This window comes from Paraburkholderia sp. BL27I4N3 (assembly GCF_003386115.1).
Taxonomy (GTDB): domain Bacteria; phylum Pseudomonadota; class Gammaproteobacteria; order Burkholderiales; family Burkholderiaceae; genus Paraburkholderia.
On record NZ_QREJ01000001.1, the window covers coordinates 3,972,023 to 3,998,139 of the forward strand.

At 63.7% G+C, this 26,117-nt stretch carries 29 protein-coding genes and 1 pseudogene; 8 read left to right on the plus strand and 22 right to left on the minus strand.

Translation table 11 applies throughout. From position 1 onward, the window contains the following. Nucleotides 1–49: 49 nt before the first annotated feature. The gene (ugpQ, locus tag B0G71_RS17930) at nt 50–838 is read right to left on the minus strand and encodes a glycerophosphodiester phosphodiesterase (protein ID WP_116143113.1); all 789 of its coding nucleotides are present in this window, start codon (nt 836–838) and stop codon (nt 50–52) included. A gap of 311 nt (nt 839–1,149) precedes the next feature. Here ugpQ and B0G71_RS17935 point away from each other — a divergent pair, with 311 nt between their 5' ends. Further along, on the plus strand, nt 1,150–1,920 hold the full coding sequence (locus tag B0G71_RS17935; RefSeq protein WP_116143115.1) for a DeoR/GlpR family DNA-binding transcription regulator: 771 nt from the start codon (nt 1,150–1,152) through the stop codon (nt 1,918–1,920). Nucleotides 1,921–1,944: 24 nt separating this feature from the next. Here the strand turns inward: B0G71_RS17935 and B0G71_RS17940 are convergent, their stop codons facing one another. Beyond that, the gene (locus tag B0G71_RS17940; protein WP_116148694.1) at nt 1,945–3,612 is read right to left on the minus strand and encodes a Na/Pi cotransporter family protein; all 1,668 of its coding nucleotides are present in this window, start codon (nt 3,610–3,612) and stop codon (nt 1,945–1,947) included. A 218-nt stretch (nt 3,613–3,830) separates the two neighbouring features. Here B0G71_RS17940 and B0G71_RS17945 point away from each other — a divergent pair, with 218 nt between their 5' ends. Further along, a complete protein-coding gene (locus tag B0G71_RS17945; protein WP_116143116.1) occupies nt 3,831–4,520 on the plus strand; it encodes an HAD family phosphatase in 690 nt (229 codons plus the stop codon). A gap of 59 nt (nt 4,521–4,579) precedes the next feature. On the opposite strand, the gene B0G71_RS42670 is transcribed toward B0G71_RS17945, so the two are convergent. Then, the gene (locus B0G71_RS42670; RefSeq protein ID WP_404935359.1) at nt 4,580–4,996 is read right to left on the minus strand and encodes an ABC transporter permease subunit; all 417 of its coding nucleotides are present in this window, start codon (nt 4,994–4,996) and stop codon (nt 4,580–4,582) included. 199 nt (nt 4,997–5,195) lie between these two features. Beyond that, nucleotides 5,196–5,582 (minus strand): annotated as a pseudogene (locus B0G71_RS42520) (glycine betaine ABC transporter substrate-binding protein); the annotation flags it as partial. A gap of 189 nt (nt 5,583–5,771) precedes the next feature. Here B0G71_RS42520 and B0G71_RS17955 point away from each other — a divergent pair. Beyond that, nucleotides 5,772–6,218 (plus strand): hypothetical protein, encoded by a 447-nt coding sequence (locus B0G71_RS17955; RefSeq protein WP_106282259.1) that lies wholly within the window; start codon nt 5,772–5,774, stop codon nt 6,216–6,218. Between the two features lie 56 nt (nt 6,219–6,274). Next, nucleotides 6,275–6,409, plus strand: a complete 135-nt coding sequence (locus B0G71_RS42000; RefSeq protein ID WP_258193327.1) for a hypothetical protein — start codon at nt 6,275–6,277, stop codon at nt 6,407–6,409. A gap of 119 nt (nt 6,410–6,528) precedes the next feature. On the opposite strand, the gene lipA is transcribed toward B0G71_RS42000, so the two are convergent. The 3 genes from lipA to B0G71_RS17970 all read right to left on the minus strand — a co-directional run bounded on the left by lipA (nt 6,529) and on the right by B0G71_RS17970 (nt 8,807). Next, nucleotides 6,529–7,536 (minus strand): lipoyl synthase, encoded by a 1,008-nt coding sequence (gene lipA / locus B0G71_RS17960; protein WP_106282260.1) that lies wholly within the window; start codon nt 7,534–7,536, stop codon nt 6,529–6,531. Between the two features lie 13 nt (nt 7,537–7,549). Beyond that, nucleotides 7,550–8,275, minus strand: coding sequence for a lipoyl(octanoyl) transferase LipB (gene lipB, locus B0G71_RS17965; RefSeq protein WP_116143118.1), 726 nt, complete (start codon nt 8,273–8,275; stop codon nt 7,550–7,552). A gap of 205 nt (nt 8,276–8,480) precedes the next feature. Beyond that, nucleotides 8,481–8,807 (minus strand): DUF2917 domain-containing protein, encoded by a 327-nt coding sequence (locus B0G71_RS17970; RefSeq protein ID WP_116143119.1) that lies wholly within the window; start codon nt 8,805–8,807, stop codon nt 8,481–8,483. Between the two features lie 98 nt (nt 8,808–8,905). On the opposite strand from B0G71_RS17970, the gene B0G71_RS17975 reads away from it, so the two are divergent. Further along, a complete protein-coding gene (locus B0G71_RS17975) occupies nt 8,906–9,874 on the plus strand; it encodes a transcriptional regulator GcvA (protein ID WP_116143121.1) in 969 nt (322 codons plus the stop codon). Nucleotides 9,875–9,895: 21 nt separating this feature from the next. Here the strand turns inward: B0G71_RS17975 and B0G71_RS17980 are convergent, their stop codons facing one another. The 10 genes from B0G71_RS17980 to B0G71_RS18025 form a co-directional block, all read right to left on the minus strand. Then, nucleotides 9,896–10,165 carry a DUF493 family protein gene (locus tag B0G71_RS17980; RefSeq protein ID WP_106282264.1) on the minus strand — a complete coding sequence of 90 codons (270 nt, stop codon included), beginning with the start codon at nt 10,163–10,165 and terminating at the stop codon, nt 9,896–9,898. After that, nucleotides 10,137–11,102, minus strand: coding sequence for a D-amino acid aminotransferase (locus B0G71_RS17985; protein WP_116143123.1), 966 nt, complete (start codon nt 11,100–11,102; stop codon nt 10,137–10,139). Before B0G71_RS17985 ends, B0G71_RS17980 begins: the two co-directional genes overlap by 29 nt. 13 nt (nt 11,103–11,115) lie before the next feature. Beyond that, nucleotides 11,116–12,345, minus strand: a complete 1,230-nt coding sequence (locus B0G71_RS17990) for a D-alanyl-D-alanine carboxypeptidase family protein (protein ID WP_116143125.1) — start codon at nt 12,343–12,345, stop codon at nt 11,116–11,118. Between the two features lie 319 nt (nt 12,346–12,664). Further along, on the minus strand, nt 12,665–13,309 hold the full coding sequence (locus B0G71_RS17995) for an alpha/beta hydrolase (RefSeq protein ID WP_116143127.1): 645 nt from the start codon (nt 13,307–13,309) through the stop codon (nt 12,665–12,667). 8 nt (nt 13,310–13,317) lie between these two features. After that, nucleotides 13,318–13,641, minus strand: coding sequence for a ferredoxin (locus tag B0G71_RS18000; RefSeq protein WP_106282268.1), 324 nt, complete (start codon nt 13,639–13,641; stop codon nt 13,318–13,320). A 135-nt stretch (nt 13,642–13,776) separates the two neighbouring features. Further along, on the minus strand, nt 13,777–14,934 hold the full coding sequence (locus tag B0G71_RS18005) for a VanZ family protein (protein WP_116143129.1): 1,158 nt from the start codon (nt 14,932–14,934) through the stop codon (nt 13,777–13,779). Between the two features lie 31 nt (nt 14,935–14,965). Then, nucleotides 14,966–15,592 carry an ABC-type transport auxiliary lipoprotein family protein gene (locus B0G71_RS18010; protein WP_116143131.1) on the minus strand — a complete coding sequence of 209 codons (627 nt, stop codon included), beginning with the start codon at nt 15,590–15,592 and terminating at the stop codon, nt 14,966–14,968. Between the two features lie 44 nt (nt 15,593–15,636). Next, a complete protein-coding gene (locus B0G71_RS18015) occupies nt 15,637–16,599 on the minus strand; it encodes an MlaD family protein (RefSeq protein WP_116143133.1) in 963 nt (320 codons plus the stop codon). Nucleotides 16,600–16,615: 16 nt separating this feature from the next. Further along, on the minus strand, nt 16,616–17,494 hold the full coding sequence (locus B0G71_RS18020; protein WP_106282272.1) for an ABC transporter ATP-binding protein: 879 nt from the start codon (nt 17,492–17,494) through the stop codon (nt 16,616–16,618). Then, nucleotides 17,491–18,624 (minus strand): ABC transporter permease, encoded by a 1,134-nt coding sequence (locus tag B0G71_RS18025; RefSeq protein ID WP_116118771.1) that lies wholly within the window; start codon nt 18,622–18,624, stop codon nt 17,491–17,493. The genes B0G71_RS18020 and B0G71_RS18025 overlap by 4 nt, the downstream gene beginning before the upstream one ends. A gap of 105 nt (nt 18,625–18,729) precedes the next feature. Here B0G71_RS18025 and B0G71_RS18030 point away from each other — a divergent pair, with 105 nt between their 5' ends. Genes B0G71_RS18030 through B0G71_RS18040 form a run of 3 tightly spaced genes read left to right on the plus strand, consistent with a single transcriptional unit; the run spans nt 18,730 to nt 20,725 of the window. Beyond that, entirely contained in the window at nt 18,730–19,623 is an 894-nt protein-coding gene (locus B0G71_RS18030) for a biotin--[acetyl-CoA-carboxylase] ligase (RefSeq protein WP_116143135.1), read from the plus strand. Further along, the gene (locus B0G71_RS18035; protein WP_116143137.1) at nt 19,620–20,432 is read left to right on the plus strand and encodes a type III pantothenate kinase; all 813 of its coding nucleotides are present in this window, start codon (nt 19,620–19,622) and stop codon (nt 20,430–20,432) included. The genes B0G71_RS18030 and B0G71_RS18035 overlap by 4 nt, the downstream gene beginning before the upstream one ends. 53 nt (nt 20,433–20,485) lie before the next feature. After that, on the plus strand, nt 20,486–20,725 hold the full coding sequence (locus tag B0G71_RS18040; protein WP_106282276.1) for a hypothetical protein: 240 nt from the start codon (nt 20,486–20,488) through the stop codon (nt 20,723–20,725). 91 nt (nt 20,726–20,816) lie between these two features. On the opposite strand, the gene rfaE2 is transcribed toward B0G71_RS18040, so the two are convergent. From rfaE2 to B0G71_RS18065, 5 genes are all read right to left on the minus strand, one after another. Then, nucleotides 20,817–21,299, minus strand: a complete 483-nt coding sequence (gene rfaE2 / locus B0G71_RS18045) for a D-glycero-beta-D-manno-heptose 1-phosphate adenylyltransferase (RefSeq protein WP_106282277.1) — start codon at nt 21,297–21,299, stop codon at nt 20,817–20,819. Nucleotides 21,300–21,452: 153 nt separating this feature from the next. Further along, the gene (locus tag B0G71_RS18050; protein WP_106282278.1) at nt 21,453–22,325 is read right to left on the minus strand and encodes a ferritin; all 873 of its coding nucleotides are present in this window, start codon (nt 22,323–22,325) and stop codon (nt 21,453–21,455) included. Between the two features lie 561 nt (nt 22,326–22,886). Further along, a complete protein-coding gene (locus B0G71_RS18055; RefSeq protein ID WP_116143139.1) occupies nt 22,887–23,705 on the minus strand; it encodes a PhaM family polyhydroxyalkanoate granule multifunctional regulatory protein in 819 nt (272 codons plus the stop codon). A 97-nt stretch (nt 23,706–23,802) separates the two neighbouring features. Continuing rightward, nucleotides 23,803–24,690, minus strand: coding sequence for an enoyl-CoA hydratase/isomerase family protein (locus tag B0G71_RS18060; protein WP_116143141.1), 888 nt, complete (start codon nt 24,688–24,690; stop codon nt 23,803–23,805). Between the two features lie 49 nt (nt 24,691–24,739). Beyond that, nucleotides 24,740–25,975 (minus strand): ABC transporter substrate-binding protein, encoded by a 1,236-nt coding sequence (locus B0G71_RS18065; protein ID WP_116143143.1) that lies wholly within the window; start codon nt 25,973–25,975, stop codon nt 24,740–24,742. Nucleotides 25,976–26,117 lie beyond the last annotated feature (142 nt).

Genomic DNA, 26,117 nt, shown 5'->3' on the forward strand with positions numbered 1-26,117 from the left:
GGGGCGCGCGCCTCTGCAAGCTCGCACGTGCGCGCCCGCGCCATGTCGCTCAGGCCGGGTTAGCCGGCACCGGGAACATGTCGTGTCGCAGTGTATCGATGCGATCTGTACAAATCATGTCGGCGCCCCATTGCGCGAGCAGTTGCGCGCGCGCCGGTTCGTTGACGGTGTAGGCCAGCACGCGCAGGCCGGCGCAGTGAACCTCCGCGACCAGCCGCTCGGTGAGATAGCGTTGGTTCGCATGAAATGACACACAGTCCAGTTCACGCACGATGCGCAGCCAGTCGTCAGGAATTTCGTCGAACAGCATGCCGCGTTGCACGGACGGCGCGGCGTCGCGCGCTGCGGCGAGCGCCTCGAACGAAAACGACGACAGCAACGGCGGTGTCTTCTGTCCTTGCCACAAGGTCAGCGCGCCGCGCGCCACCAGCGTGCCGGTGATCTCGTCGCGGCCCACACAGGGTTTGATTTCGATGTTGGCGGCAATGCCGTCGCGCGCGCAGCGTTCGGCCGCCTCGGCAAGCGTCGGCAACCGCGTGCCGGCGAATTGCGGTCCGTACCAGGAGCCGGCGTCGAGCGTCGCGAGTTGCTGCCATGTGTGTTCGGCGGCGGCGCCGCGGCCGTTGGTAGTACGCTCGAGCGTGTCGTCGTGCAGCAGGAAGAGCTGGTTATCGGCGGATAGCTTGGCGTCGAATTCGACCATGCGGTAGCCATAACGCACGCAGGCGTCGAAACCGGCAAGGGTGTTTTCCGGCGCCAGCGTGCCGCCGCAGCGATGGGCGGCCAGTCGCGGATAAGGCCAGTCTGCGGATAAGGTGCGATTAATCCCGTTTCCCACGTCTCGTTACCTTTCAGATAGAGCGGGTTGACCATGCTCTCGACACGTTCCCGGCCGTCACCACCGCCTCGGCCATCATGATGGCATGCGCGGACTTCGGTTCCTTTCCGAACATTTGATGTTCGAATAGACTGCGCGCTTCGATCTGCGAAGGCTAAGTTGAAATACACAAACTTGCAAGCTGCCAAAAAAATACAACACAATTCGACTAAAGTAGTAGGCTTGACATCGTCCGGACACACATTCGTGACCACGATGTCGCAGTTAAATACAAGCTGAACCAACGCGCGTACGCATCCAGGGAAAAATGAATGTGGCAGGAAGACCGTCATCAAAGAATTCGCGCGTTACTGTCCACGCTGCAACGCGTGTCCACGGAACGGATCATGGCGGACCTCGGGGTATCGCGCGAAACCGTAAGGCGCGACCTGCTCGATCTCGAAGCGCTTGGTGAGCTGCGGCGCGTGCACGGCGGCGCGATCAAGCCCGCCGACGAAGCGCCGATCGCCGAACGCGCCCACATGCGCGTCAAATCCAAAACGGCGATTGCGAAGGCCGCCACGGGTTTGATCGCGAGCGGCCAGACGCTGTTCATCGACGCCGGCACCACCACCGCCGCGCTAGCCGAAGAACTGGCGAAGCTCGCCAACCTCACCATCGTCACCAATTCGATCGACGTCGCACTGAAGATGCGCGGCGCGGTCGATCAGACCGAAGCCGCCAACGAAGTCCTCCTGCTCGGCGGCTCGATCAGCGACCGCGCCATGGCAACCACCGGCGCGACCACCGTGCTCGACATCCAGCGCTATCGCGCGGACCTCGCGCTGCTGTCGCCGGTCGGCATCGACCACCGGCATGGCGCGACCAATTACGATCACGCCGAAACCGAAGTGGCGCGCGCCATGGTCGCCAACGCGGACCGCGTGGTGATCCTCGCCGACTACAGCAAGATCGGTCAGCGCAGCCGTATCTCGTACTGCCCGGTCGATCGGATCGACGTGCTCGTCACCAACAAAAAAGCGGCCGAAGCCGCCGATTTCGCATCGCTGAAAAAGAAGCTCGAAGAGATCGTGCTTGCTTAGGGTTTGGGTCGGGAGACTCGAGCGTTATTCCTTCACGTGCATCGTATCGAGCGAACGCTTGCGCAAGCGCGTGTCGTGCAATGCGCCGGCTGCGTCGAGTACCGGATAGGCGGTCGAACAGAACAGTGAATTGAGCCGCTTCATGTCGCTGATCAGATCGAGATGCAGCGCACTTGTCTCGATGCTTCGCAAGGTTTGTCCGGTAAGCCGGTCCAGATGCCGGTAGGAATAGGCGCGCTCCAGATCGCGAAAGCGCTCCTTCTCCGCGAGCAGGCGCTCGGCGCAACGCAGATCGTTATTCAGAAACACCGACAGGCCAAGCTGCAAATTGCTGACGAGCCGCGCCTGCAAGTCGTCCAGTTCGCCCAGCCCCTCTTCCGAAAACGACAGGCGATGAGCGATCTTCTTTTCCTCGATGTCCCCCACGATCCGCTCGATGATGTCGCCCGCATGCTCCAGGTTGATCGTCAATGAAATGATGTCGGTCCAGCGGCGGCTGTCGGCCTCGTCGAGTTGCTCGCGCGAGATGAGCGTCAGATAGGATTTGACGGCGGCGTAGAGCTCATCCACATCGTCGTCCATGCGCACCGTTTCGCGCGCTTTGTCGAGATTGTTGTAATGGATCAGATCCGCGACATTGTCGAGCATGGATCGCACGATGTCGCCGATCCGCAGCACCTCCCGTGAGGCATGCGCGAGCGCGAGCGTCGGCGTGGACAACGCGGCGGCATCCAGATGCAGGGGCCGCAACTCACCGCCCGGCACCGGCCGGTCGGGCAACACGCGCGCGCAGATACGCGCCACCGGGTCGATCAGCGACAGGCACGCGCAGCAGCGCAGCGTGTTGTAGATCAGGTGGAAGCCGACCGTGGCTTCACGCGGGTTCGCGATCAGCACCGGCAAACCCCGTGCGAGCAGCGAAGTGAACGGCAGGATCAGCAGCGCGCCGGCCAGCTTGAACGCAAAGCTGCCCAACGCAAGACGCCGCGCCGCCGCGTTTTGCGCGACGGTGCCGAGCAGCGCGAGCAGGCCGCTGCCGAGATTCGCGCCGATCACGAGGCACAGCGCGACCTTCAGCGAAATCACGCCGGACGAGGCAAGTGTTGCGGTGAGCAACACGGCGGCGAGGCTCGAATAGGACAGCATGGCGAACCCGGCGCCGACCAGCGCGTCGAGCATGGTGTCGCCGGTCAACGCACCGAACATGACGCGCACGCCGGCGCCGTGCATCATCGGCTGCGCGGCTTCGACGATCAAACGCAGCGCCAGCAGGATCAAACCGAGGCCGATCAACGTGCGGCCGGCCTGGCCGAGACGGGTTTGCTTGCGTGACAGGAACAGCGGCACGCCGAGCAGAATCAGGATCGGCGACAACCAGGATAGGTCGAGTGTGAGAATCCGCGCCATCAATGCGGTGCCGACATCAGCGCCGAGCATGATCGCAAGGCCGCTGGTGAGCGGCAACAATCCCTGCGCCGCGAACGATGTGACGATCACCGCGGTGGCATTACTGCTTTGCACGAGACTCGTAACGCCGACACCCGAGAGAAAAGCCCGCCCGCGGCTACTGGTGCTGCGCCCCAGCACACTGCGCAGGTCGGCGCCGAGGACTCGCAGGATGCCGGTGCGCACAATATGCGAACCCCACACGAGGAGCGCCACACCGGCCAGAAGGTTTAGGAGAATCAACATAAGGCACTGCGCATCCATTCCTGCTGCCATGACCCGAACCGCATGCCGCGCGAACCGGCACCCGGGGCGTATGACAGTAGTGTTGCATATTTTTGCCTTATTGTAATTTTGTGCTTTTAAATATAGGCTCGGGCAAAGCTGTGGATTGCTGTGTGCCGGCTCTTGGTCAGTCATGCGGCGACTCCTGCCACTCGACCACCTAACCACGGGAACGCTGGATGAGCCGCAACCTTGCGCTGTTCGACCTGGATCACACTTTGCTGCCGCTGGACAGCGATCAGGCGTGGGCCCACTTCATTGCCGGATTGGGGATAGAAGGCGCCGCGCGACACGCGCAGGAAATCGACGATTACTACCAGCAGTACGTGGCCGGCACGCTCGACATGGCCGCTTATCTGAACTACACGCTGGCGCCGCTTGCCCGCCACTCGCGCGAGCAACTGGACATGTGGCATGAGCAGTTTATGCAACAGGTGATCGCGCCGGCCATCCTGCCGGCAGCGCGCGCGCTCGTGCAACGCCATCTCGATGCGGACGATCTTTGCTGCATCGTCACCGCAACTAATGTGTTCATCACGGAGCCGATCGGCAAGGCGCTCGGTTTCGAGCATCTGCTGGGAATCGAACTTGGCACCGAAGGCGGCGATCCGTTGGCGCGTTTCACGGGGATGGCGGTCGGCACGCCCACCTTCCGCGAAGGCAAGATCACGCGCACCGAGAGCTGGCTGGCCTCGCTCGGACACCGTCTGCAGGATTTCCCGCAGAGCTGGTTCTATAGCGATTCGATCAACGACGTGCCTTTGCTGGAGCGCGTCACGAATCCGGTCGCGACCAACCCTGATGCGCGTTTGCGTGCCATCGCCACGGACCGCGGCTGGCCGGTAATCGAGCTGTTTGACCGGGCCTGAGCGCTGACCGCGCGCGGCCGCTGCGTTGTACGCGCCCTTTCCAAGGCACGAGCCGCCGCTCAAACGCGCGCATGCCCAGATCGAACAGCCACGCGATCAACCCGATCAGCACGATGCCCATTACCACGACGTCGGTGCGCAGAAAGCTCGACGCGTTGAGCACCATCTGACCGAGGCCCAGTGGCCGCGACCATTTCCGCGGCGACCAGCGTCGTCCAGCCGAAGCCAATTGCAATGCGCAGGCCGGTGAGAATCTCCAGCAACGCCGCAGACAAAACCACATGCCGCACGATCTGCGAGAAGCGGCCTCCCAGCGAATACGCCGCATGAATCTGCTCGATGGTGGCGCTGCGCACGCCCGCGCGCGCGGCCATGGCAATCGGCGCGAAGCAGGCAAGATAGATCACGACGATCTTCGCCGTTTCGTCGATGCCGAACCAGATCACCACGAGCGGCAGATAAGCGAGCGGCGGCAATGGTCGATAGACTCGAGCGGCAGATCGAGAAGGCCGCGCGCGACCCGGCTCGCGCCCATCAGGATACCGACCGGCACAGCCGTGAGCGCGGCCAAAGCAAACGCGCCGAACACGCGCAACGCGCTCCACGCGAGATGCTCCGCGAGCGGAAGCCGCCTTGAATGCGGCCGTGCCACGCATCGAGGAAGGCGGTCCATACGGCGCTCTGCAACGCAACCAGCGTGTGAAAGTGCGACGTCGATACGAACGGCACACCGATCTTCTTGCCTTTGAGACCGGCGACGCTCGTTACATTGGAGCCATCGCGTGCGACCAGCGCTTCGGCGTCGTTGATATTGTCAAGAATCCAGAACAGCGAAATATCCACGCCCTGCGACAGACCCGCCGCGATCGGGCTCGAACCGGCTTCACCGAGTTGCACCGAACCGGAGGCCAGCGCGCGGATCACGTCGGCACCGCTGCCCAACTTGCGGTAGGTGACTTTGTAGCCGGTCGCTTTCTCCACTTCACCGGTAGCCTGCGCATAACGCCAGGGCACCACCATGTCCTGATACGCGATCTCGACCTCTTTGGTGTCGGCGTGCGCCACGCAAGCAAACGGCGAGCATTGCTTTTCACGTTCGGTTGGCTCGCGGCTACTGCTGCGACGGGCAGTCGGGCGGCTCCAGCGAATGATCGCGGATAGTGGCTTGTGTGCGCAAGCTGGCCGTTCGGCGGATTGACCCGCGCTTGACGCGGCGGGAATATCGTTGCGTCGCTAAACCTTCGCATTCCTATGATCGATTTCGTCGGCCGCCTTAGCTGGTTGCTTTTCAACGTCGGCGTGCCGGTGTGTGCGCCCTTTGCGTTGCTGCCTCTGTTGAGCTTTTCGCGGTTCTATCGGCAGTCGTCCAACGGTATTGCGATACGCTCAGTGCAGAACGGTCAACTTCTCTGGGTCGTCATCTCAATGTGCGCCAGCGCGTGTTATGAAATCGGCAGCGCGTTGGGCGATGCATCGACGAACAGCAGGCTGGCTTTCATGTTGGCAGGACTGCTCTGGCATGTCCTATTTCTCGTCGTGGCATCCATCCTCGTGTCGTTCGGCGCTGCTGACTCGACGCCAAATCCTGACTATCGCCACGGCGACGAGGCACGTGAGCGGAAGTTGATGTGGACATCCACGATCATGACCGCTGCAGTGGCCGCCTCATTCGCCCTATCTCATTATTCGTTAAACTAACTAAATAACAACCCTCTGAGCTATACTTTTAAGCACGTCCAACAGGGAGAACTCAAATGCCCAATCTGATCGACTACGTCATGGAGAATCGCGATGTGCGCGATCGCCTGATCGAACTGGCCGCTCCATTTTCAGTCATTGGTAGCACGATCGCATCGATCTGCATGCTGCTCGCACGCTACTACCGGTAATTCTTCGCGGAGAAGCGTGAAACTGCGTTGCATCGGCGTTCAGAATCTGAGCGCCTAGAAGAAAAAAGCCTGCAACGCGTGCAGGCTTTTCTCATACTGACAGCTATTAGCTAAAACGCTCAGACCACACCAGCCCCATGCGCCTGCAAATCGGCGTGGTAGCTGGAGCGAACCATCGCGCCCACGGCTGCGTGCGTAAAACCCATCTTGTACGCTTCTTCCTCGTACATCTTGAACGTGTCCGGGTGCACGTAAGAACGCACCGGCAGATGGTGCTCCGACGGCTGCAGATACTGTCCGATCGTCAGCATGTCCACGTCGTGTTCACGCAGGTCGCGCATCACCTGCAGAATCTCTTCTTCGGTTTCACCGAGGCCGACCATCAGACCGGACTTGGTGGCGACTTCAGGGTGCAGCGCCTTGAAGTCTTTCAGCAGCTTCAGCGAATGCGCGTAGTCCGAACCCGGGCGCGCTTCCTTGTACAGACGCGGCACCGTTTCGAGATTGTGATTCATCACATCGGGCGGCGCGGCATTCAGAATACCGATCGCGCGATCCAGACGGCCACGGAAGTCCGGCGTCAGAATTTCGATGCGCGTCTCCGGCGAAAGCTCGCGCGTCTGACGGATACATTCCACGAAGTGAGCCGCGCCGCCGTCGCGCAAATCGTCACGGTCGACGCTGGTGATCACCACGTACTTGAGCTTCAACGCGGCGATGGTGCGCGCGAGATTACCCGGTTCGTCCACATCGAGCGGATCCGGGCGGCCGTGGCCGACGTCGCAGAACGGACAGCGGCGGGTGCACTTGTCGCCCATGATCATGAAGGTCGCCGTGCCCTTGCCGAAACATTCGCCGATGTTCGGGCAGCTCGCTTCTTCACACACCGTATGCAGGTTGTGCTCGCGCAGAATCTGCTTGATTTCGTAGAAACGCGAATTGCCGGTCGCCGCTTTGACGCGGATCCAGTCGGGCTTCTTGAGCTTTTCGATCGGGACAATCTTGATCGGAATACGGGCGGTCTTGGCCTGCGCCTTCTGCTTTGCGGTCGCGTCATAAGCGGCGGCGGAAGCCGGCACGGCGTCAGGAGCGGGGGAAGCTGCGAGGTTCGCGGTAACGTCAGTCATTCGTTCGATCCAGTCAGGCGGTGAGGGCACCGGCCTGCGGTTGGGCGACGGCCGCGGGACTGCCGTCGAGGTTTGCCGTGAGGCGTTCTGCAAAGGTGCGGGCCACGTCGTCCCAGCCGGCGGCCACGCCAAGCGTTGCCATATCGACTGTTTCGAGCCCCGCGTAGCCACATGGATTGATGGCCAGAAACGGCCGCAAGTCCATGTTCACATTCAGGCTCACGCCGTGATAACTGCAGCCGTTGCGGATCTTCAGACCCAGCGCCGCAATCTTGGCGCCGGCGTGCAGCCCAACGTCAGGCCCGGGCGCCACGTAGATACCGGGGGCGCCCGCCTTTCGTTCTCCGGCGAGATTATACGCCGCAAGGGTGTCGATCACGGCTTGCTCGATCCGCGTGACCAGTTCGCGCACCATCAACTTGCGGCGGCGCAAATCGAGCAGCAGGTAGGCCACTACCTGCCCCGGCCCGTGATAGGTGATCTGCCCGCCCCGATCGACTTTCACCAGAGGAATACCACTGTCGGCGGCCAGCAGATGGGCCGGATCGCCCGCCTGGCCTAAGGTGAAGACCGGTGGATGTTCGACTAGCCAGATTTCGTCGGGGGTGTCGGCCGTGCGTTCGTCGGTGAACGTGCGCATGGCTTCGAAACTGGCTTCGTAGGGTTCGCTGCCACGCCAACGCAGCGTGAGCGGTGTCGTGTAGGGTAAGGGACTCGGGGAAACCGGGGTGGCGGACATAATCTCCGCAGTTTACCGAAATCTGGGAATCCCCGCCGGAGACGGCGGAGTTGGAGGCGCCAGGTCTCTGTCGCGTGGCGGTGCCTCGAAGTGCCAATTCACCTCAGCGCGGCCGCGCCGGTGGTGCCAGGCTGTGCCGGTGGCACCCGCCACGTTCCGCTGCGGCGCGCGATTCGGTTAAACCATCGCGCCCGCAACAGTACCTTCAAACCGTACGCCAGCCGCCCCGTACACGCGCCATCAACCGTTCGCCGACGCGCGCAAACCAGTTCAACGCGCGCTCGTCGCAGCGTGTCGGCACTGAAAATGCCACTCTCGCTTGCCCGTTGCCCTCGGCGCTCAGCCACAGCCGTTCACCGCGCCGCAACCGCAGCGTATGACCAGGTTGCAGCCAGTAATCTTCCGTGTCATCGCTGCGCGTGACCCAAACCGCGCCACCACGAACGACCAGCCTGGTGCTGCGCACAACCTTTAGGGGAACTGTCTCGCCAGTGCGGATTTCAAACGCGATGCTAGAGGAAATTTCTCGCATAATGCTCTCGCAAAAAGTCGTTTCATGAGTACAATCCTAGGCGTAACAAGGGTTTACGCAAAACGATCTATTTTCACCTCTATGTGAGAAATATTGGCATGGACCTTCGGCAATTACCCGCCCTGAACGCAATCAAGGCATTCGAAGCGGCCGCCCGCCACGAAAGCTTCTCGCGCGCCGGCGACGAACTCTTCGTCACTCACGGCGCCGTGAGCCACCAGATCCGCGCGCTCGAAGCCGAACTCGGCGTCTCGCTGTTCGCGCGCGACGGCAAGCGCGTGCGGCTCACCGAGACCGGCCGGCGCTACGCCACGCACGTGCGCTCGGCGCTCATGGCGCTCGCCGACGCCACCCGCGAAATCCGCGCCGGCGATCGCGAGCGGCGGCTGGTGGTGTCCATGCTGTCGTCGTTTGCCGCGCGCTGGGTGACGCCACGCGTCGGCAGCTTTATCGAGGCGCATCCGCAGTGGGACCTCGAACTGCTGTCCACCAACGCGCTCACGGACTTCGCGCGCGACGACGTCGACGTGGCGATCCGTTTCGGCTTCGGTAAATATTCGGGTCTGCATTCGGAGTTGCTGCTGGAGGAGATTTTCTTTCCCGCCTGCGCGCCGGATTTCAATGGCGGCAAGCTGCCGCAAACGCCGGCCGATCTGGCCAAAGTCCCGCTGCTGCGTTCCGACGACGAACTCTGGCGCCCCTGGTTCGACGCCGCCGGACTCACCGACTGGCCCGAGCCGAAGCGCGGCGTGCTGTACCAGGATTCGTCGAATCTGCTGCAGGCAGCCATCGACGGCCAAGGCGTCGCGCTCACGCGCCGCTCGCTGGCCATGCCAGAAATCGCGGCGGGCCGTCTCGTGCGGCTTTTCGATGTAGATGGGCCGAGCCCGTGGCAGTACTACTTCATCTGCACGCCGCAGATGCTCGAAACCGCCCGTGTGAAAGCGTTTCACGACTGGGTGTTCGAGGAGGTGGGACGCTTCAAGCAGTTGTTCGACCGGGCTTGCGAGCTACGACCTGCCGCAAGCGCCGATCTATCGGCGAACGCATTGCACGTCACGCCGTAACACGTATACGAACGAAGGGCTTTAAAGCACCACTTTGACCATCGGATGGCCGGTGAGCGCGCGATAGATATCGTCGAGCTGCTCACGGCTCGTGGCGCGCACCGTGACCGTCAGGCCCGTGTAGTTGCCGCCGCTGGACGGCCGCGTCTCGATGCGCGAGGCGTCGACCTCGTTGTCGAACTGCCGCACCACCGTGACGATCGTCTCGGCGAACTCGGGGTGCGATTTGCCCATGATCTTGATCGGGAAATCGCAAGGAAACTCAAACAGTGACTCGTTCACGGAACTCATTCTCAACTCCTTGCTGCGCCTCGCGCGCTTGCTGGGCCTTGGCTCGCTGATACGCCGCATACAGCGCCGCAAAGACCGCACCCGGCTTGCCCTCGCCGACCGGCCGGCCATCGAGTTGCGTGACCGGCAGCACTTCCTTGGTTGCAGAGCTGACGATGATCTCGTCCGCCGCGCGCAGCTCGGCTTCGGTAATCTCACGCGCTTCGAAACGGATGCCGCATTCGCTCGTCAGTTCCTCGATCAGGCCGTAGCGGATCCCTTCGAGAATCTTGTGGCTGCGCGGCGGCGCGGACAACACGCCGTCCTTCACCATCCACACATTCGACGACGACCCTTCGGTGAGCATGCCGTCGCGAAACTGGATCGTCTCGAACGCGTCGTTCTCCGCGGCATATTGCGCCGTCAGCACGTTGCCGAGCAGCGACACGGACTTGATGTCGCAATTGAGCCAGCGGCGATCTTCCGCCGTCACGCAGCGCACGCCTTGCGCACGCTGCGCCGCGTCCGGCAGGTGCAGCGGCGTGACCATCACGAACACGGTCGGCTGGATGCCGGCCGGAAACGCATGACCGCGTTTGGCGACGCCGCGCGTGACCTGAATATAGGCAATCGCGTCCTGATCGCCGCGCAAACCGCCGTCCACCTCGTTCGCCGCGACCACGCGCTCGATCAGCGCGCGCCAGCCGGCGTCGTCAAAAGGATTGACGATGCCGATCTTGTCGACCGAGCGCGCGAGGCGCGCCAGGTGCTGCTGGAAACGGAACGGCGTGCGGCCGCGCGCGCCCCCGGTTGGCGCATACAAAGGCGCAACTTCGTAAATGCCGTCGCCGAAAATAAAGCCGCGGTCGAGAACCGGCACGCGCGCTTCGGACAACGGCACCAACTCGCCGTTCAGATAGACAATCGGATCGGGCGAAACATCGGAAACAGCGGTCATTGCAATCAGGCTCTTACTTCTTCTTGTTGAACATGAGCATCAGCGAATCCCACACGCGGCCGACCACGCCCGCTTGCGGCACAGCCTGCAGGGCCACGATCGGGAACTGCGCAAGCACCTTGCCGTCCGCCACCAGCTTTGCGGTACCAACCTGCTGACCGTTCGCGATCGGTGCGATCAACGGATCGATCTGCTCGATCTGCGGCTTCACCTTGTCGCCCATGCCCTTCGGCACGGTGATGTACTGATCGCTCTTCACGCCGATCTGCACGGTGTCCTGCGCACCCTTGTAGACGCGCGGCGTGCCCACCACCTGATTCGCCTTGTACAGACGCACCGTGTCGTACGCGCTGTAGCCGTAGTTCAGCATCTTCAGGCTGTCCTGCACGCGGTCGTGTTCCTTGGTCTCGCCCATCATGACCGAGACGAGACGGCGCGACGCGTCGGTCGTGCCCGGCAGCGAACGCTTCGCGCTCGCGATCAGGCAGTAACCGGCGGCTTGCGTGTGACCGGTCTTCAGACCGTCGACGGTCGGGTCGATCCACAGCAGACGGTTGCGGTTCGGCTGCTTGATCTTGTTGTATGTGAATTCCTTGACCGAGAAGATGTTGTAGTAGTCAGGGAAGTCGCGAATCAGACGCGCCGACAGCACCGCGAGGTCGCCCGCCGTGGTGTAGTGCTGCGGATCGGGCATGCCGTTCACGTCGGCGAAATGCGTGTTCTTCATGCCGAGCTTCTGCGCTTCGTTGTTCATCATGTTCACGAACTGCGACTCGCTGCCGCCAACCAGTTCGGCCAGCGCGATCGCCGCGTCGTTACCCGACTGGATGATCATGCCGTACACCAGGTCGTGCACGGTCACCGGCTTGTTGGCTTCGATGAACATGCGTGATTCGTCCGTGCGCACGCGGCGCACCGCTTCGCTCGGCATGACCGTCTGTTCCATGTTGATCTTCTTCGTCTGCAGTGCTTCGAAGACGAGGTAGGCCGTCATCAGCTTGGTCAGCGACGCCGGTTCCACGCGCTCGTCCGGATTGCCCGAGGCGAGCACCTGGTTGCTGGTCGCATCGACGAGCACCCACGAGCGCGCGTTCACGGCCGGCGGCGGCACTTGCGCGAACGCGGTGCTGGCGAGGAGCGTGGCCGGCAGCACGACGCCGAGGGTCACGGCACGGCTAAGCGTAGAAGGAACAAAGGAAGCGACTGAAGGGAAGGACGTGCGGCCGGAGGTGGAAAAACGCATAGGGTCGATTCGTGCAGAAAAATACAGCGCGCGCAGGGCGCAGAGTTTGGAAGAGCCGGTCGGCGAGCGTCTGGCCGCAAAAACGGCGCGGCGCCCGTTGGACTTCCGGCCACGCGATCGGTTCGCGCAGCACGCCGGCATCCGGCACCGCTGCGCGCGAAAAGACGCTACGCGTCGCGCGAACTGCCGGATGGGCGGCGCTGCGCCCAAAAAAGAGTCGCCATTATACGCGCGCTCTCCCCGTTACTTTGCGCAAAGGCCGGCGATTAATTTGCGTTTGTGCGTACCTGTACCCCGGAAAACACACATCGCGCGCAGCTTACCGCCAGGCGTCGACTATGATCCGCTTCAGAACGTGCAACTTGCGATGCAGAAAATGCTCCGCCCCCGGAATCACGACAACCGGCAATTCTTGCGGCCGCGCCCAGTCGTAAACGGATTGAATGGGAACTGTCTCGTCGGTTTCGCCGTGAATCACGAGTGTATTTTCCGGCACCGGGGCGACCTCCCAGCGGCTCGCGGCCGTGCCGACCAGCACCATTCGCTCGATCTGCTGGCCTTCTTCGCGCAGTTGCGCCGCCACGTGCGACAGCACGAATGTGCCGAACGAAAAACCCGCCAGCACGAGGGGCAGATCGCCTTGACCCGGTTCAGCACGCATGTGATCCAGCACGGCGCGCAAGTCGTCGCGCTCGCCAATGCCCGCGTCATGCTCGCCATGCGTTTGGCCAACGCCGCGAAAATTCGAGCGATACGTCACGTAGTTCAGCTGCACGAGCGTGCGCGCGAGCGTCTGCGCGACCTTGTTGTCCATCGTGCCGCCGAACAGCGGATGCGGATGCGCAACCAGCGCGATGCCGCGCGGCGCCGCGCCGTTTTCGCGGGTTTCGTCGGGCAGATCCAGCGCGACCTCGATCTTGCCGACGGGGCCGTCGATCAGATATTTTTTGGTGTGTACGTTCATGGCGAGGCTTATTGATCGATTTTCAGACGCTCGACGATCTTGCCGTTCGCGAGGTGCGAGTCGACGATTTCGTCGATGTCGCTCTCGTCGACGTACGTGTACCAGATGCCTTCGGGATACACGACGAGCGTCGGGCCGAGTTCGCAGCGGTCGAGGCAGCCGGCCTTATTGATGCGCACCTGACCTGGACCAGCGAGACCCAGTTTTTTCACGCGTTTCTTCGCGTACTCCTGCATCTCCTGTGCATTGCAGTTCGCGCAGCTTGGGCGTTCGGCGCCGGGCTCGCGCTGATTGAGACAGAAGAAGACGTGGTACTTATAGAAGGAATCCATGATGTCCGGAGGCGAGACAGTCGGTGTGGGGAATGGCGCTGGATGCACGCGGCGCGCCAGTTGTGCGAACGATTATAACGAGCGAGGCTAGCGGTCGCTGACGCGGTCCACCGCTGCGCCACGCGCCGCGCCCCTTCACGTGTGTTTCATGCGCCGCTTGAGCCACGCCAGTTCGACCACATACGCCAGCCACACGAGCGCCGCATACGGCCAGATCCACGCGAGCCAATGCGCCAGTCCGTTGAAGTGCAGGTAACGCCCTTGCCGCCAGTCGGCGAGCACGGCATCGAAGTATGGATTCACGGGCAGCAGATTGACGAACACCAGCGCGATCGTCAGCGCGACACCCGCAAGCGCGGCGCGCGATCGGCGCTGCAGGCGCAACGCGAGGAGTGCCGCGGCGGTCCCGCACACAAGACCGACCAACGCGCCAGGCGTCGCCCAGTCGAACGCGAGACCGGACTGCGATTGCAGAAAGGTCGCGCCCGCCTTCACGCACAAGGTGATCACGATAAACAGCAGCAACAGGCGCGCGCGCGGCGCAGGGCGGCGGACCGGCAACGATGCCAGCGCGAGCGCGGCGAACAGGTTGAGCGTGGTGATCACGGCTTCCCACGCGTCGTCAGGCAGCCACGCGGCGACGAGCGCCGGCCAGGCGCCGACGTGCCAGGCCGGCGGCGTCCATGCGAGCAAGGCGTCTTGCGTGGTCGAATCGAAACGCAGCCAGAGCGCGCGCGGCCAGTTGCCGAGACCGAACAGGCGCGGCGCCGGGTACATCGTCGCGAACGGCCACGCCGCGACCAGACACGCTAGCGCGGCACGATCGCGCTCGAACCACAGAAGCCGCACGCGCCGCAGCAAGCCGCGATCGAGCAGCGCGCCCGTCGCCGGCGACATGATCGCCGCGCCGAGCAGCGCACCGAGCGCGTTGGCGGCGAGATCGAGGTTGGAGGCGACACGCGTCGGCAAATAGGTCTGCACGGCCTCCATCACGCCGGACAGCAGTCCACCGAGCACGAAGGCGAACGCGACCGCCAGCGTGCCGCGCCAGCGCGGATAGGCGGCGAGCACCACCAGCGCGCCGAACGGCATATAGCCGAGCACGTTGGTGACGACGTCGAACGCCGTCAGATACTGCGGCATGGGATCGGACAGATAGGCAAACGGACCGAGGCCAAGCGAACGCCAGCCCGAAAACGGATACCACGAACCGTAGACGATCAACGCGGTGTACAGCACCAGCGCCTGCCGGGCGAGCACCGACGGACGGCGCGCCCAGGGTTTCACGCTCATGCAGCGCTCCGCGATGTGCGCTGCGAGCCGGTCATTGCGCGGCGACCAGCGCCTGCACACCGAGCCACGCGCCGATCTGCGAGACGAGATCGTCGCTGGCGCTGGCGAGCGCCTGCGCGCCGCCGGCGGCGTCCGCCGACCTGGACGGCGCCCGTGCGATGAACGTGCGCTGACTGAGCACCTTGCCGCTTTGCGTGAGGGTGGCGCGCGCGGTGACCGCGGCGTGACTTTCGGACTGGCTGTCGAAAACCTGCTCGAACTCGCTCAGGTCGACCTTCAACACCGGCGCCGCGACGCCGTCGGCGCCGGTCAGCACCGTGCCGCGCGAACTGAGCGCGCCGCGCAGACGCTGGGTCAGCAACTGCGAGGGCGTCATGGTCCAATGGCTGTTTGCGTACGCAGCGGTCTGCTGCGCGTCGGCGTAGCTCAGGCGGTACATCAGCTTGTCCGACTCGAGCACGTCGGGCGCGCTCACATCGAGCACCTTCACGGCCGGCGACGCGCCGGCGGACGCCGCCGGACTCGGCGGCCCGAAGTCGTAGCGGATGTCCGAGAGCGCCGCCGGCGTGCCGGCGCAGCCCGCGGCGAGCACGCCGAATGCGAGCAGCACCGCCAGTGCGGCGCTCGAGGACAGGAATCGGTGAATCGAGCGTGACATGACAATCTTCCTTTCTTCAAACCTTCAGAATCATTGCTTCAACCTCATTGGGCAGCGCGCGCGGCGGGCCATTTGAAGCCTGCTTCGCCGGGGCCGGGCGCCGCACCCGGCGCGCCGAACAGCACGCTGCGCGGGCTGGTGCTGAACGTGTCGGCGGCGCGGTCCACTGAGCGGGCCGCGGAGCGCACGTCTTCAGCGAGCGAGTTGACGCGCGGCAAGGTGTCGTAGCCGACCCGCGACGACAATTCCTGCACCGCGCCGTTGATCGACACCAGCGCGTCGCCGGCTTGCTGCGCGGCCGTGCCGACCTTGTTCAGGTTGGTCTCGAACGGGCCGTTCGGCCGGTTCAGGCTGGTGATCAGCTGATTGGTCGACGCCAGCGTACGATCCAGCCGGTTGATCGTGCCGGGCAGCATCCCTGCGGCCGGCGTTATTTTCTGCGTCAGCGTAGCCACGCCGTCGGCGGCTTTCTGCAGGCTTGCAGCCGTGCCCCGCAACTGCGCGGCCATTTCCGGCGACAGCAGATTGTCGACGTCGTCCGTGACTTTTTCGAGTTTGCGCAGCAGCACGTCGCCGCGTTGCTGCAGTTGATCGAGCAAGCCGGGGCGCATCGGCAGCTGCGCCACCTGTTTCGACGACGACGCCAGAGGCGTCGGATCGCGCCCATTGTCATCCAGCTGGATGAAGGCGATACCCGTGACGCCCTGAAAACCCAGGCTGCCGAACGTCGAATGGGTAATCGGCGCGTGCGTATCGACGAGGATACGAATCAGAATCTGCCCCGGATGAGCCGGATCGAACTTGATGGACTGCACCTTGCCGACGTCAAGCCCGCGATAACGCACCGCGGCGTCGGTAAACAGGCCCGTCACATTGGTGCGCGCGATCAGATCGTACGGCACTCGCACGGAACGGTCGACATTGAACAAAAAAGCCGCCACCGCTATAGCCACCAGCAAAACGATCGTGAAGAGCCCGGCCCAGAAGGCATGTGATTTGTTTTCCATTGTCAGGTTCCCTGGTTCACAGCGGCAATTCGGACGATGCCGGCTCGAGCGCCGCCCGCGGCAGCCTCGCGCGGCGCTCCGGCGGCAGCGCCTGCAACGCGCGGCGCCCGCGCAGGCCGAGGAAATACTCGCGGATGAAAGGATGATCGACGCCCGCGGCCTCTTCCACCGGCGCGGCCACCAGCACCTTGCGATCCGCCAGCACGGCGACGCGGGTGGACAACGCGATCATCGTGTCGAGATCGTGCGTGACCATCACCACCGTCAGGCCGAGCGCGCGATGCAGCGCGGAGATCAGCTCGACGAATTCGTCCGACGCCTGCGGATCGAGCCCGGCGGTCGGTTCATCGAGGAATAGCAGTTCCGGTTCGAGCGCGATCGCCCGTGCAATGCCCACGCGTTTGATCATGCCGCCCGACAGCGCCGACGGCATTTTCGACGCGTGCTTGCATGGCAGGCCGACCATTTCCAGCTTGAGCATCACGATGTCGCGCAACAGATCCTCGGGCACCTTGCCGAGTTCGCGCACCGGCTGCGCAATGTTGTCGAACACCGACAGCGACGAGAATAGCGCGCCACGCTGGAACAGCATGCCGGAGCGGCTGCGCATCAGCAGCGCGGTTTCCGGCGAGATGGTGGCGAGATTCTCGCCGAACAGTTTGATGGTGCCCGACGAAGGCCGCTCCAGCCCGAGTATCTGCCGCACCAGCGTGGTCTTGCCGGAACCCGAGCCGCCGACGATCGACACGATTTCGCCGCGCCGCACGTCCAGATTCAGATGTTGATGCACGATGTTGCGCCCGTAGCGCTTGGTCACGTCGATCACTTCGATCACCGGCTCGGCGATCGAGGGTACGGGTTGGCCACGGACGGCCTGAGTGAGTGGCGCGATCATCCAAGCCCCACGTTCTGGAAGAGGATCGCGAACACGGCGTCCGCGAGAATTACGATGGTAATCGAGGTCACCACCGAGGTCGTCGTGCCTTCGCCCAGACTCTGCGAATTAGCCTTGATACGGAAACCGAAATGACAGCCGACGATCGCGATCAGCATGCCGAACGCGACGCCCTTGCCCAAGCCGATCCACAGATTCGCGACCGGCACCACGCCCGGCAAAGCCCGCGCGAAGTAGCTCATGTCGATGCCGAGCGCGATCTTCGCGGCAAGCGCGCCGCCCGTCAGCGCGATGATGTTGGTCCACATGACAAGCAGCGGCATGGCCACGCCGAGCGCGACCACGCGCGGCAGGATCAGCCGCAGGCCATGCGGGATGCCCATCACGCGCATGGCGTCGAGTTCCTCGGTGACGCGCATCACGCCGATCTGCGCGGTGATCGCCGAACCGGAGCGGCCTGCCACCAGAATCGCGGCAAGCACCGGCCCGAGTTCGCGAATCACCGAAAGCCCCAGGATATTGACGATGTACTGGTTTGCGCCAAACAACCGCAGTTGCTGCGCGGACAGATAACTGAGCACGATGCCGATCAGGAACGCAACCAGCGCGGTGATCGGCATGGCTTTGGTGCCGGCGTTATAGATGTTCGCGGATATTTCGGTCCACGGCGTGATTTTCGGTTTGCGCGCGATCGCCAACAGGTCGAGCACGACGCGCCCGAGCATCGCCACCCCGCCATACAAATGCTCGAAGAACGAGAAGATCGCAAGCCCGAGCCGCGTGAGCGGATCGAATCTGACCACCGGCTCGGCCGTTTCGCGCACGGTGTCGAGCAAGGCGATGCGCTCGAAAATGTCGCGTTGCGTGTCGGTCAGCGTGGTGTCCGGGGGCATCTTGTGGCCCCACACGCGCCACAGCGCCTGGCCGCCCACGTGGTCCATCCGGTCGATACGCGACAGGTCCCATTGACCGATGCCTTCGGCGCCGACCAGCGAGCGCAGCAGAGGGATCACGTGCCCAGTGGCTCTGTCGCGCGCGAGCGCGAGCGCCGTCCACTGGCCCGAGAGCCGGACGATCTTGCCTTGGCTGCCTGCCGCGACTTCGAGGCCGGGCGGAGTGTCGTAGTTCAAGGATCGTTGAATCTGGTTATCGGATTAGCGGCCATTGTAACGAAGGCGCGGCGCGGCAACTGCGCCCGCGGACTCAACGGGTTCGCTATCGCTACAATATGATTCATGAACACGTCCAAGACTTCCCCCCAAGGCGACTGGCGCATCGACCGCGAGCGCGCCGTCGCGCTGTTCGGCCCGCACGCGCACGACTGGCCGATCGAAATCGTCGAGGAAACCGGCTCGACCAACGCCGACCTGATGACGCGCGTCAAAGCGCTGCCGCGCAAGGCCGGCGCGCTGCCGCGGCCGATCGTGCGGGTCGCGTATCTGCAAACCGCCGGGCGCGGCCGCCGCGGTCGTCCGTGGTATGCGGAGCCCGGCAATGCGCTGCTGTTTTCGGTGGCGTGCGTATTGCCGCGTCCGCTCGAAGGGCTCGCGGGCCTGAGTCTCGCGGTGGGCGTCGCACTGGTTGACGGACTGCGCTCGCTGCCGGTTGCCGGTCCCGGCCAGATCGCGCTGAAGTGGCCGAACGACGTCCTGCTCGAAGGCGACAAGCTGGCCGGCATCCTGATCGAAACCGCGTGGAGCACCGACGACGCCAGCGCGGTGGTGATCGGCATCGGCACCAATGTGAAGGGCGCGGACGAACTCGCGGCCAAAGTCGGCGCGTTGAACGCCGGCGTGCCGCCGCAGGCGCGCGGCACCGCGCCGACCGCCTTGCAGCGCGCGCTGCCCAACGCCAACCTCACCGACACGCTCGCCGCCGAGCTGAACGCGCTCGAACCCGCCTTGCAGCGCTTCGGCGCTGAAGGTTTCGCGCCGTTTCAGGCACGCTGGAACGCGGTGCACGCTTATGCGGGCCGCGAAGTGGTGTTGCTGGACCAAGGCCAGGAACAGATGCGCGGGGTGGCGGCGGGCGTCGACGAGCGCGGCCAGTTGCTGCTCGACACCGCCGCCGGCCGCGAGGTCGTTGCGACCGGCGACGTTTCGCTGCGTCTGGCCGACGGTGCCGCATGACGAGCGGCGCGCCTGATTTGCTGATCGACGCGGGCAATAGCCGTATCAAGTGGGCGCTGGTTGAGGCGGACGGTACGCAGATCGCGGCCGGCGCGCTGGCCCACGGCGGCGCGGATCAGCCGGACTGGTCAAACTTGCCGAGGCCGCGCGGCGCGTGGTTGTCCAATGTCGCGGGTGAAAATGTCGCGGCGCGGATTGCCGCCTTGCTCGACGCACGCTGGCCACAGCTCCCGCTCACCACGATCCGCGCTTGCACGCAGCAATGCGGCGTAACCAATAGCTACACCACGCCGCACGCGCTCGGCAGCGACCGCTGGGCCGGCATGATCGGCGCGCACGCGGCGTTTCCCGGCGAACATCTGCTGATCGCGACATTCGGCACGGCGACCACGCTCGAGGCATTGCGCGCGGACGGCAGCTTTGTCGGCGGTCTGATCGCGCCGGGTTGGAGCTTGATGATGCGCTCGCTGGGCGAACACACGGCGCAACTGCCGACGCTCGACGCCCACGCCGCACGCGGTCTGCTCGACGGCGGCATGCCCGACGCGGCGCGCGGCGGGCCGTTCTTCGCGACGGACACGCCGCGCTCGCTATCTGCCGGTTGCACGTTGGCGCAAGCGGGCTTGATAGAGCGGACGTGGCGCGATTTGCAGGATGAATGGCAGGTGCCGGTGCGGCTCGTAGTCAGCGGCGGCGCCGTGGACGAAGTGGCGAGCGCACTGAAAGTGCCGCATACTCGCCACGATTCGCTGGTGCTGTCCGGCCTCGCGCTGATTGCTGCCGAGCGCGCCCTGGAACGCGGCAACTGAATCGCGACCAACGGCATAACGGTGGCTCAACTTCTGGACGGGGAAAACGAATAATGCTGCGCTGGCTGATCGCCATATTGTTTCTTGCCAATATGCTGGCATTCGTCGCGGTGCGCGGCGTCTTCGGCCCGACGCCCACAGCCGGCGGACGCGAGCCCAACCATCTGAATCGCCAGGTTCATCAGGAATGGCTGAAGGTGCAGCCGGTCACTGCCGCGGAGGCTGCCGACCAAGCCGTTGTAGGCGGTCCGGCGCCAGTGGCGCCGATCGCGGCATCCGCGCTTTCGCAGTAAGTCGCTCGCTGTCTTGCTGCCTGCGAAGCGCGTTTCGAAGTGCGCGACGCGAGTCCTTAAGCTGGTGAGAGACTCCCGCCGCAGCCGGCCACTAGCCTTGCGTGCGAACTTTCTTCAGTAGCGCGGTCGTCGAGCGGTCGTGCTCGAAGGGAATCGCCAACGCCTTACCGCCCCAGCTTCGCACAATGGCCGACTCGGGCAACACGTCCATGTCGTAGTCGCCGCCCTTCACGAGCACGTCCGGCCGCACCGCCGAAATCAGCTCGACGGGCGTCTTCTCGCCGAAGCACACCACGTAGTCGACGCTCTCCAGCGCCGCTAGCAGCGCCATGCGGTCAGCCTCGTTGTTGATTGGCCGGTCGTCGCCTTTGCCGAGCATGCGCACCGACGCATCGCTATTCACACCGACGATCAGACAGGCGCCCAAAGCCTTGGCATCCGCGAGATAAGTCACGTGCCCGCGATGCAGGATATCGAACACGCCGTTGGTAAACACAACCGGCGCCTTCAGCGAGGGACGCAGCGTCACCAGTGCATCGCGCGTGAGAATCTTGCGTTCAAAAATGGCAGCCATGGAGAAATCGGAAAGGACAGGAAGGTGTCGTCACCATACACGATGGGTCGCATGAAACAAAACGGCCTGGCGCACATAAATGCGTCAGGCCGTTTTCTTTTAAACCAGTTCGCGGCGCGCGGCGCCGCAGACCGAGTCACATGCTCGCTACCCTCAGGCCGGTTGCTCCGCCGACTTCTGCTCAGCCTGCAGGCGCAGAACCACTTCCTTGCGGTAGCGGTTCAATTCCTGCGCGGTGTTGAACGTACGCTCGAACAGAATGGACAGGTTGTGCAGAATGCGCTCGACCACCTTCTTTTCCCAGCCGTCGTCGAAACGGATCTGTTCGTCGAGCCAGCGTTCCAGCCATTCCGGATCCGGCAGACGCGACTGAATCGTGTCGCGCGGGAACAGTGCCTGGTTCACGTGCAGGTTGGTGGGGTGCAGCGGTTTTTCCGTGCGGCGAGCCGAGGCCATCAGCACACCGATCTTCGCAAACGCGGCGCGCGCAATGTCGCCGGTTTGCGCCATGGCCTTCTTCATGTAGCGCAGATATGCGCCGCCATGTCGCGCTTCGTCGCGCGAAATGGTTTCGTAGATGTGTTTGATGACCGGCTCGGTGTGCCATTCGGCCGCACGGCGATACCAGTGATTCAGGCGGATCTCGCCGCAGAAGTGCAGCATTAGCGTTTCGAGCGGCGGCGCCGGATCGAATTCGAAGCGCACGGCGTGCAGTTCTTCTTCGGTCGGGCACATTTCCGGCTTGAAGCGGCGCAGATATTCCATCAGCACCAGCGAATGCTTCTGTTCCTCGAAGAACCACACGCTCATGAACGCGGAGAAATCGCTGTCGTGATGGTTGTCACGGAGAAACATTTCCGTGGCGGGCAACGCCGACCATTCGGTGATCGCGTTCATCTTGATCGTCGCCGCCTGCTCGTCGGTCAATAGCGATGCATCGAACTTGTCCCAGGGAATGTCTTTCTCCATGTCCCATCGAACGGATTCGAGCGATTTATAAAGTTCCGGATAAAGCATGGTGTTCATAGTCCCACCCCTGTTCTGCGCATACTGTGTGTCTGTCACTACTACGTTGTAGTACTTTTGCTCACGACGAACGGGTCGCACCGTATGTGCTCCGTTTGCCGGCCAAGCATTCAATTTTACGCGGTAATCTGCCGCCTAGATGCACTGGCGGCAAAGAAGTCCAGGCGTTTGCGCATGCGCGACTAGTCCTACATTACGCGCTGCGCGGCCAACCGTGGGTGAGGGATACCCCGTGCCTGAGGTCGAGCCAGTTTGCGATGAAAACCGCACCGTCCAGCCCTGCGCCGGTGTTGCCGGCCGCGAATGGAGCAAGGGCGGCTGGATTGGTAGTTTTCAGCGCACGCCCAAAAGCCTAATTAAGCTTACACAATGATAGCACGCTGACTTGACCGAACCCGCGTCGTAACAGTCGCAATTCCGGTGCCTGGCTGACCGCGCGCAAGAAATCGTGCGATTCGCGGAGTGTGGCGGACGATCGGGGTCAAAACCGTGACAGACGGCGAACCTGCCCTTCTGTGTGTCTTTAATACCCGCGTCACGCCGCAGCGTTTCATTCCTGCCTTAAGTAGATTTTTTCGTGGTTTTTGGACTGGCGCTTGCGCCGCTCGTGCGCTTTGTCGCCGCAGGCGCCCGCTTCGCGGCCGGCCGCTTGGCTTCCGACTCAGCGGCTTCCGCGTCCCGCGCCTGCGGCGCGTTGGGCGCTGGCTCCCCACCCGCTGGCGAAGCGGCCGCATCGTCGTCCGGGACAAAATCAGACGCCTCGGCGCCCGCTCCCACAGCCGGCGGTTGCGTCATCGCGAACTGGGCGATCTGGTTGAACTGCGATTGCAGCAGATTCCACCATGCGGATGCGTCGAATGGCGGCGTGGCCGGCGCCTCCTCTTCCCCACCCGCCGACTCCTCAGCCGACGCAGCGGCGCCCGCCGCGGCAGCCGACGCCGGCGCCGATGCAGGCGCCGCCGGATGCGGCCAGCCTCTCGCGGCCGCGGGACTCGGCGCGGCCGACTCCGCTGCGGGTTGCGACATCGACGACTGCGCGAACGCGCCGAACGCGCGCAGTGTCGCGAGCGTCGCGCGCTGCACTTCGAGCGCCTGAATCGCGGACTGCAGCATGCTCAGATTCAGCTTGAGCCATTGCTCGACCGCCCGCATGTCGGTGATACGCTTGTCCAGTTCTTCGACGTTGGTGAGCGGCGCCATCATGTCGGACATCATCGAGAGCGAAGGTCCGAGGCCGCCGCCACCGGCCGGCTGCGTGCCCGAAAAAGCCGAGCCGAACGGCGACAGCCGCATCATGCCCCACATGCGTTCTAGCATTTCAGCGGGCGGGAAACCGGGAAAGCCGGGAAAGGGCGGCGTGGAGTCAGGAGTATCGGTCATGCTTGTCGCCTCGCTGCGTAAATTGAAGAAGAAGCGGTAAAGAAGGGGCGCCGTCCCGCGCGCGTCTTGTTTCGATCATACCGTGCAGGAGGCAGCCTCAGGAACGCTCGCCGCCTGTCGCGCCGCCGTTCGACGGCTGACCGCGCCACGGATCGGCGCCGCCGAAATCCGGCGCGCGCCGCTCGCGCAGCGAGTTGACGCCTTCGCGCACATCCGGCCCGGCAAAGCCCATGAATTCGAGCGCGAGCGAGGTATCGAACGCCGGCCCCGCCGAGCGCAACCAGTTGTTCAACGCGTATTTGGTCCAGCGAATCGCCGTTTGCGAGCCGTTGGCCAGCTTCTGCGCGACCTCGAATGCTTTGGGCAGCAGATCGTTTTCGTCGACGGCGAGCGAGACGAGGCCGATGCGTTCCGCCTCTTCGCCGCTCACCGGCTCGCACAACATCAGGTAATACTTGGCCTTTGCCATGCCGCACAGGAGCGGCCAGACGATCGCCGCGTGATCGCCGGCGGCCACGCCCAGACGCGTATGACCGTCGATGATCCGCGCTGTCTTCGTCGCGATCGAGATGTCGGCGAGCAGCCCCGCCACGAGCCCGGCACCTACCGCCGGTCCGTGCATCGCCGATACAACAGGCTTGCTGCAATTGATCACGTTGTAGACCAGATCGCGCGCCTCGCGCCACACCCTCGCGCGTACGTCGAAATCAGTGGCCATGTCTTCGACGAGTTGCAGGTCGCCGCCCGCCGAAAAGCCCTTGCCTTCGCCGCGAATGATCGCCACGCGCGTGTCGGGATCGCGGTCGATGTCGCGCCAGATTTCCGCGAGTTCGAAATGCATGCGCGCGTCGGCGGTAGCGAGCACGCTCTTGTTGGCGCCCTCACCGCTCATCACGACTTCGAGCACGCCATGCGGATGGCGATGCAACTGAAGCGACTGGTAGTGCGCGTAGAACGCGTCGTTCCGGTGTGGTGCCTGAGACATGATGAGCAATCCGTATATCGGTGTTTCGTTTGAACCGTGCAGCGTTCATTCAACGCGGCTGATAAACCCACTTCGCATTCTTGATTTCGACCATCACACGCGCCCGCTGATCGAGCCCGAGGTGATCCGTGGCGCTCATATTGACGACGCCATTGGTATCCGCGAGACCGCGGGTCGCTTCGAGCGCATCGCGCAGCGCGCGGCGAAATTCCGGCGTGCCCGGCGCGCCGCTTTTCAACGCAATCGGCACGGCGTTGTTGAGCAACATGCCCGCGTCCCACGTGTACGAGCCGAACGCCGAGACGCTGCCCGCGCCGCGCACCGCTTCGAAGCGCGCGATGTAGTCGAGCGCGAGCCGTTTGGCCGGATGATCCGCCGGCAATTGCGCGGCGACCAGCACCGGACTCGCGGGCAGGAAGGTGCCATTGCAATCGGCGCCGCACACGCGCAGGAAGTCGTTATTCCCGACTCCGTGATTGTGATAGATCAGGCCTTTGTAGCCGCGCTCCCTCAGTGTCTTCGGCGGCAAGGCGGCGGGCGTGCCGGCCGCGCCCACCACCACCGCGTCGGGATGCGTCGCGAGAATCTTGAGAACCTGGCCGGTCACGCTCGGATCGGTGCGATTGAAGCGCTCGCTCGCCACCATGTCGATGTGATGCAGTTGCGCGAACTTCGCGACCTCGGTATAGAAGGTCTCGCCGAGCGCGTCGGCCTGGCCGATGAACGCGATGGTTTTGACGCCGTGCAGGCTGGCATGTTCGGCAATCGCCGACGCCATCATCGCGTCGGTTTGCGGCGTCTTGAAGACCCAGTGGCGTTTCGCATCCACCGGCTCGATGATTTTCGCCGACGAGGCCAGCGAGATCATCGGCGTTTGACCTTCTGCAACTACGTCGATCATCGCCAGCGAATTCGGCGTGATGGACGACCCGATGATTGCGTCGACGTGATTCTCGGAGATCAGCTTCTTGGTGTCCTGCACGGCCTGCGTGGTATCGGATGCGTCGTCGAGCACGATGTATTCGACGCTCTGACCGCCGATCTGCTTGGGCAGCAGCGCGACCGTGTCGCGCGCGGGAATGCCGAGCGACGCGGCCGGTCCGGTGAGCGACAACACGAGGCCGATTTTCACCTGCGCCAGCGCGATACCGGGCAATACACCCGCCAATGCCGCGCCTAGCGCAACGGCACGACGCGCGAGGCGATTGCGCGAAGGCGTCAGGCGCGAGTGGTTAGACGCGCGAGCGCGCCGGGCTTCGGGTTCAAGGAATTCGATTCGCGGCATGCTGTCTCCTCACGTGGGTTTTTCGTTTTGATGTACTGCCTATGTCCCGGCTCATGCCCTGCTCACGTGCCGTTCACACGCGGCTTCGCGACAGTCCTGCGATGAACCCGCAGTCGGCCACCCCGGCCATGCCGTCGCGCCA

What these genes read in the sequence shown, in the direction of transcription:
- B0G71_RS17980 (WP_106282264.1), bottom strand. Translation starts at nt 10,165, where the DNA reads ATGAGTTCCGTGAACGAGTCACTGTTTGAGTTTCCTTGCGATTTCCCG.
- B0G71_RS17990 (WP_116143125.1), bottom strand. Translation starts at nt 12,345, where the DNA reads ATGCGTTTTTCCACCTCCGGCCGCACGTCCTTCCCTTCAGTCGCTTCC.
- B0G71_RS18055 (WP_116143139.1), bottom strand. Translation starts at nt 23,705, where the DNA reads ATGACCGATACTCCTGACTCCACGCCGCCCTTTCCCGGCTTTCCCGGT.
- B0G71_RS18060 (WP_116143141.1), bottom strand. Translation starts at nt 24,690, where the DNA reads ATGTCTCAGGCACCACACCGGAACGACGCGTTCTACGCGCACTACCAG.
- B0G71_RS17995 (WP_116143127.1), bottom strand. Translation starts at nt 13,309, where the DNA reads ATGAACGTACACACCAAAAAATATCTGATCGACGGCCCCGTCGGCAAG.
- B0G71_RS18015 (WP_116143133.1), bottom strand. Translation starts at nt 16,599, where the DNA reads ATGGAAAACAAATCACATGCCTTCTGGGCCGGGCTCTTCACGATCGTT.
- B0G71_RS18000 (WP_106282268.1), bottom strand. Translation starts at nt 13,641, where the DNA reads ATGGATTCCTTCTATAAGTACCACGTCTTCTTCTGTCTCAATCAGCGC.
- B0G71_RS17975 (WP_116143121.1), top strand. Translation starts at nt 8,906, where the DNA reads ATGGACCTTCGGCAATTACCCGCCCTGAACGCAATCAAGGCATTCGAA.
- B0G71_RS17955 (WP_106282259.1), top strand. Translation starts at nt 5,772, where the DNA reads ATGATCGATTTCGTCGGCCGCCTTAGCTGGTTGCTTTTCAACGTCGGC.
- B0G71_RS18035 (WP_116143137.1), top strand. Translation starts at nt 19,620, where the DNA reads ATGACGAGCGGCGCGCCTGATTTGCTGATCGACGCGGGCAATAGCCGT.
- B0G71_RS18050 (WP_106282278.1), bottom strand. Translation starts at nt 22,325, where the DNA reads ATGAACACCATGCTTTATCCGGAACTTTATAAATCGCTCGAATCCGTT.
- lipA (WP_106282260.1), bottom strand. Translation starts at nt 7,536, where the DNA reads ATGACTGACGTTACCGCGAACCTCGCAGCTTCCCCCGCTCCTGACGCC.
- B0G71_RS18010 (WP_116143131.1), bottom strand. Translation starts at nt 15,592, where the DNA reads ATGTCACGCTCGATTCACCGATTCCTGTCCTCGAGCGCCGCACTGGCG.
- B0G71_RS18005 (WP_116143129.1), bottom strand. Translation starts at nt 14,934, where the DNA reads ATGAGCGTGAAACCCTGGGCGCGCCGTCCGTCGGTGCTCGCCCGGCAG.
- B0G71_RS17940 (WP_116148694.1), bottom strand. Translation starts at nt 3,612, where the DNA reads ATGTTGATTCTCCTAAACCTTCTGGCCGGTGTGGCGCTCCTCGTGTGG.
- B0G71_RS18020 (WP_106282272.1), bottom strand. Translation starts at nt 17,494, where the DNA reads ATGATCGCGCCACTCACTCAGGCCGTCCGTGGCCAACCCGTACCCTCG.
- B0G71_RS18040 (WP_106282276.1), top strand. Translation starts at nt 20,486, where the DNA reads ATGCTGCGCTGGCTGATCGCCATATTGTTTCTTGCCAATATGCTGGCA.
- B0G71_RS18030 (WP_116143135.1), top strand. Translation starts at nt 18,730, where the DNA reads ATGAACACGTCCAAGACTTCCCCCCAAGGCGACTGGCGCATCGACCGC.
- B0G71_RS18065 (WP_116143143.1), bottom strand. Translation starts at nt 25,975, where the DNA reads ATGCCGCGAATCGAATTCCTTGAACCCGAAGCCCGGCGCGCTCGCGCG.
- B0G71_RS17970 (WP_116143119.1), bottom strand. Translation starts at nt 8,807, where the DNA reads ATGCGAGAAATTTCCTCTAGCATCGCGTTTGAAATCCGCACTGGCGAG.
- B0G71_RS17935 (WP_116143115.1), top strand. Translation starts at nt 1,150, where the DNA reads ATGTGGCAGGAAGACCGTCATCAAAGAATTCGCGCGTTACTGTCCACG.
- B0G71_RS42000 (WP_258193327.1), top strand. Translation starts at nt 6,275, where the DNA reads ATGCCCAATCTGATCGACTACGTCATGGAGAATCGCGATGTGCGCGAT.
- lipB (WP_116143118.1), bottom strand. Translation starts at nt 8,275, where the DNA reads ATGTCCGCCACCCCGGTTTCCCCGAGTCCCTTACCCTACACGACACCG.
- rfaE2 (WP_106282277.1), bottom strand. Translation starts at nt 21,299, where the DNA reads ATGGCTGCCATTTTTGAACGCAAGATTCTCACGCGCGATGCACTGGTG.
- B0G71_RS17945 (WP_116143116.1), top strand. Translation starts at nt 3,831, where the DNA reads ATGAGCCGCAACCTTGCGCTGTTCGACCTGGATCACACTTTGCTGCCG.
- B0G71_RS17985 (WP_116143123.1), bottom strand. Translation starts at nt 11,102, where the DNA reads ATGACCGCTGTTTCCGATGTTTCGCCCGATCCGATTGTCTATCTGAAC.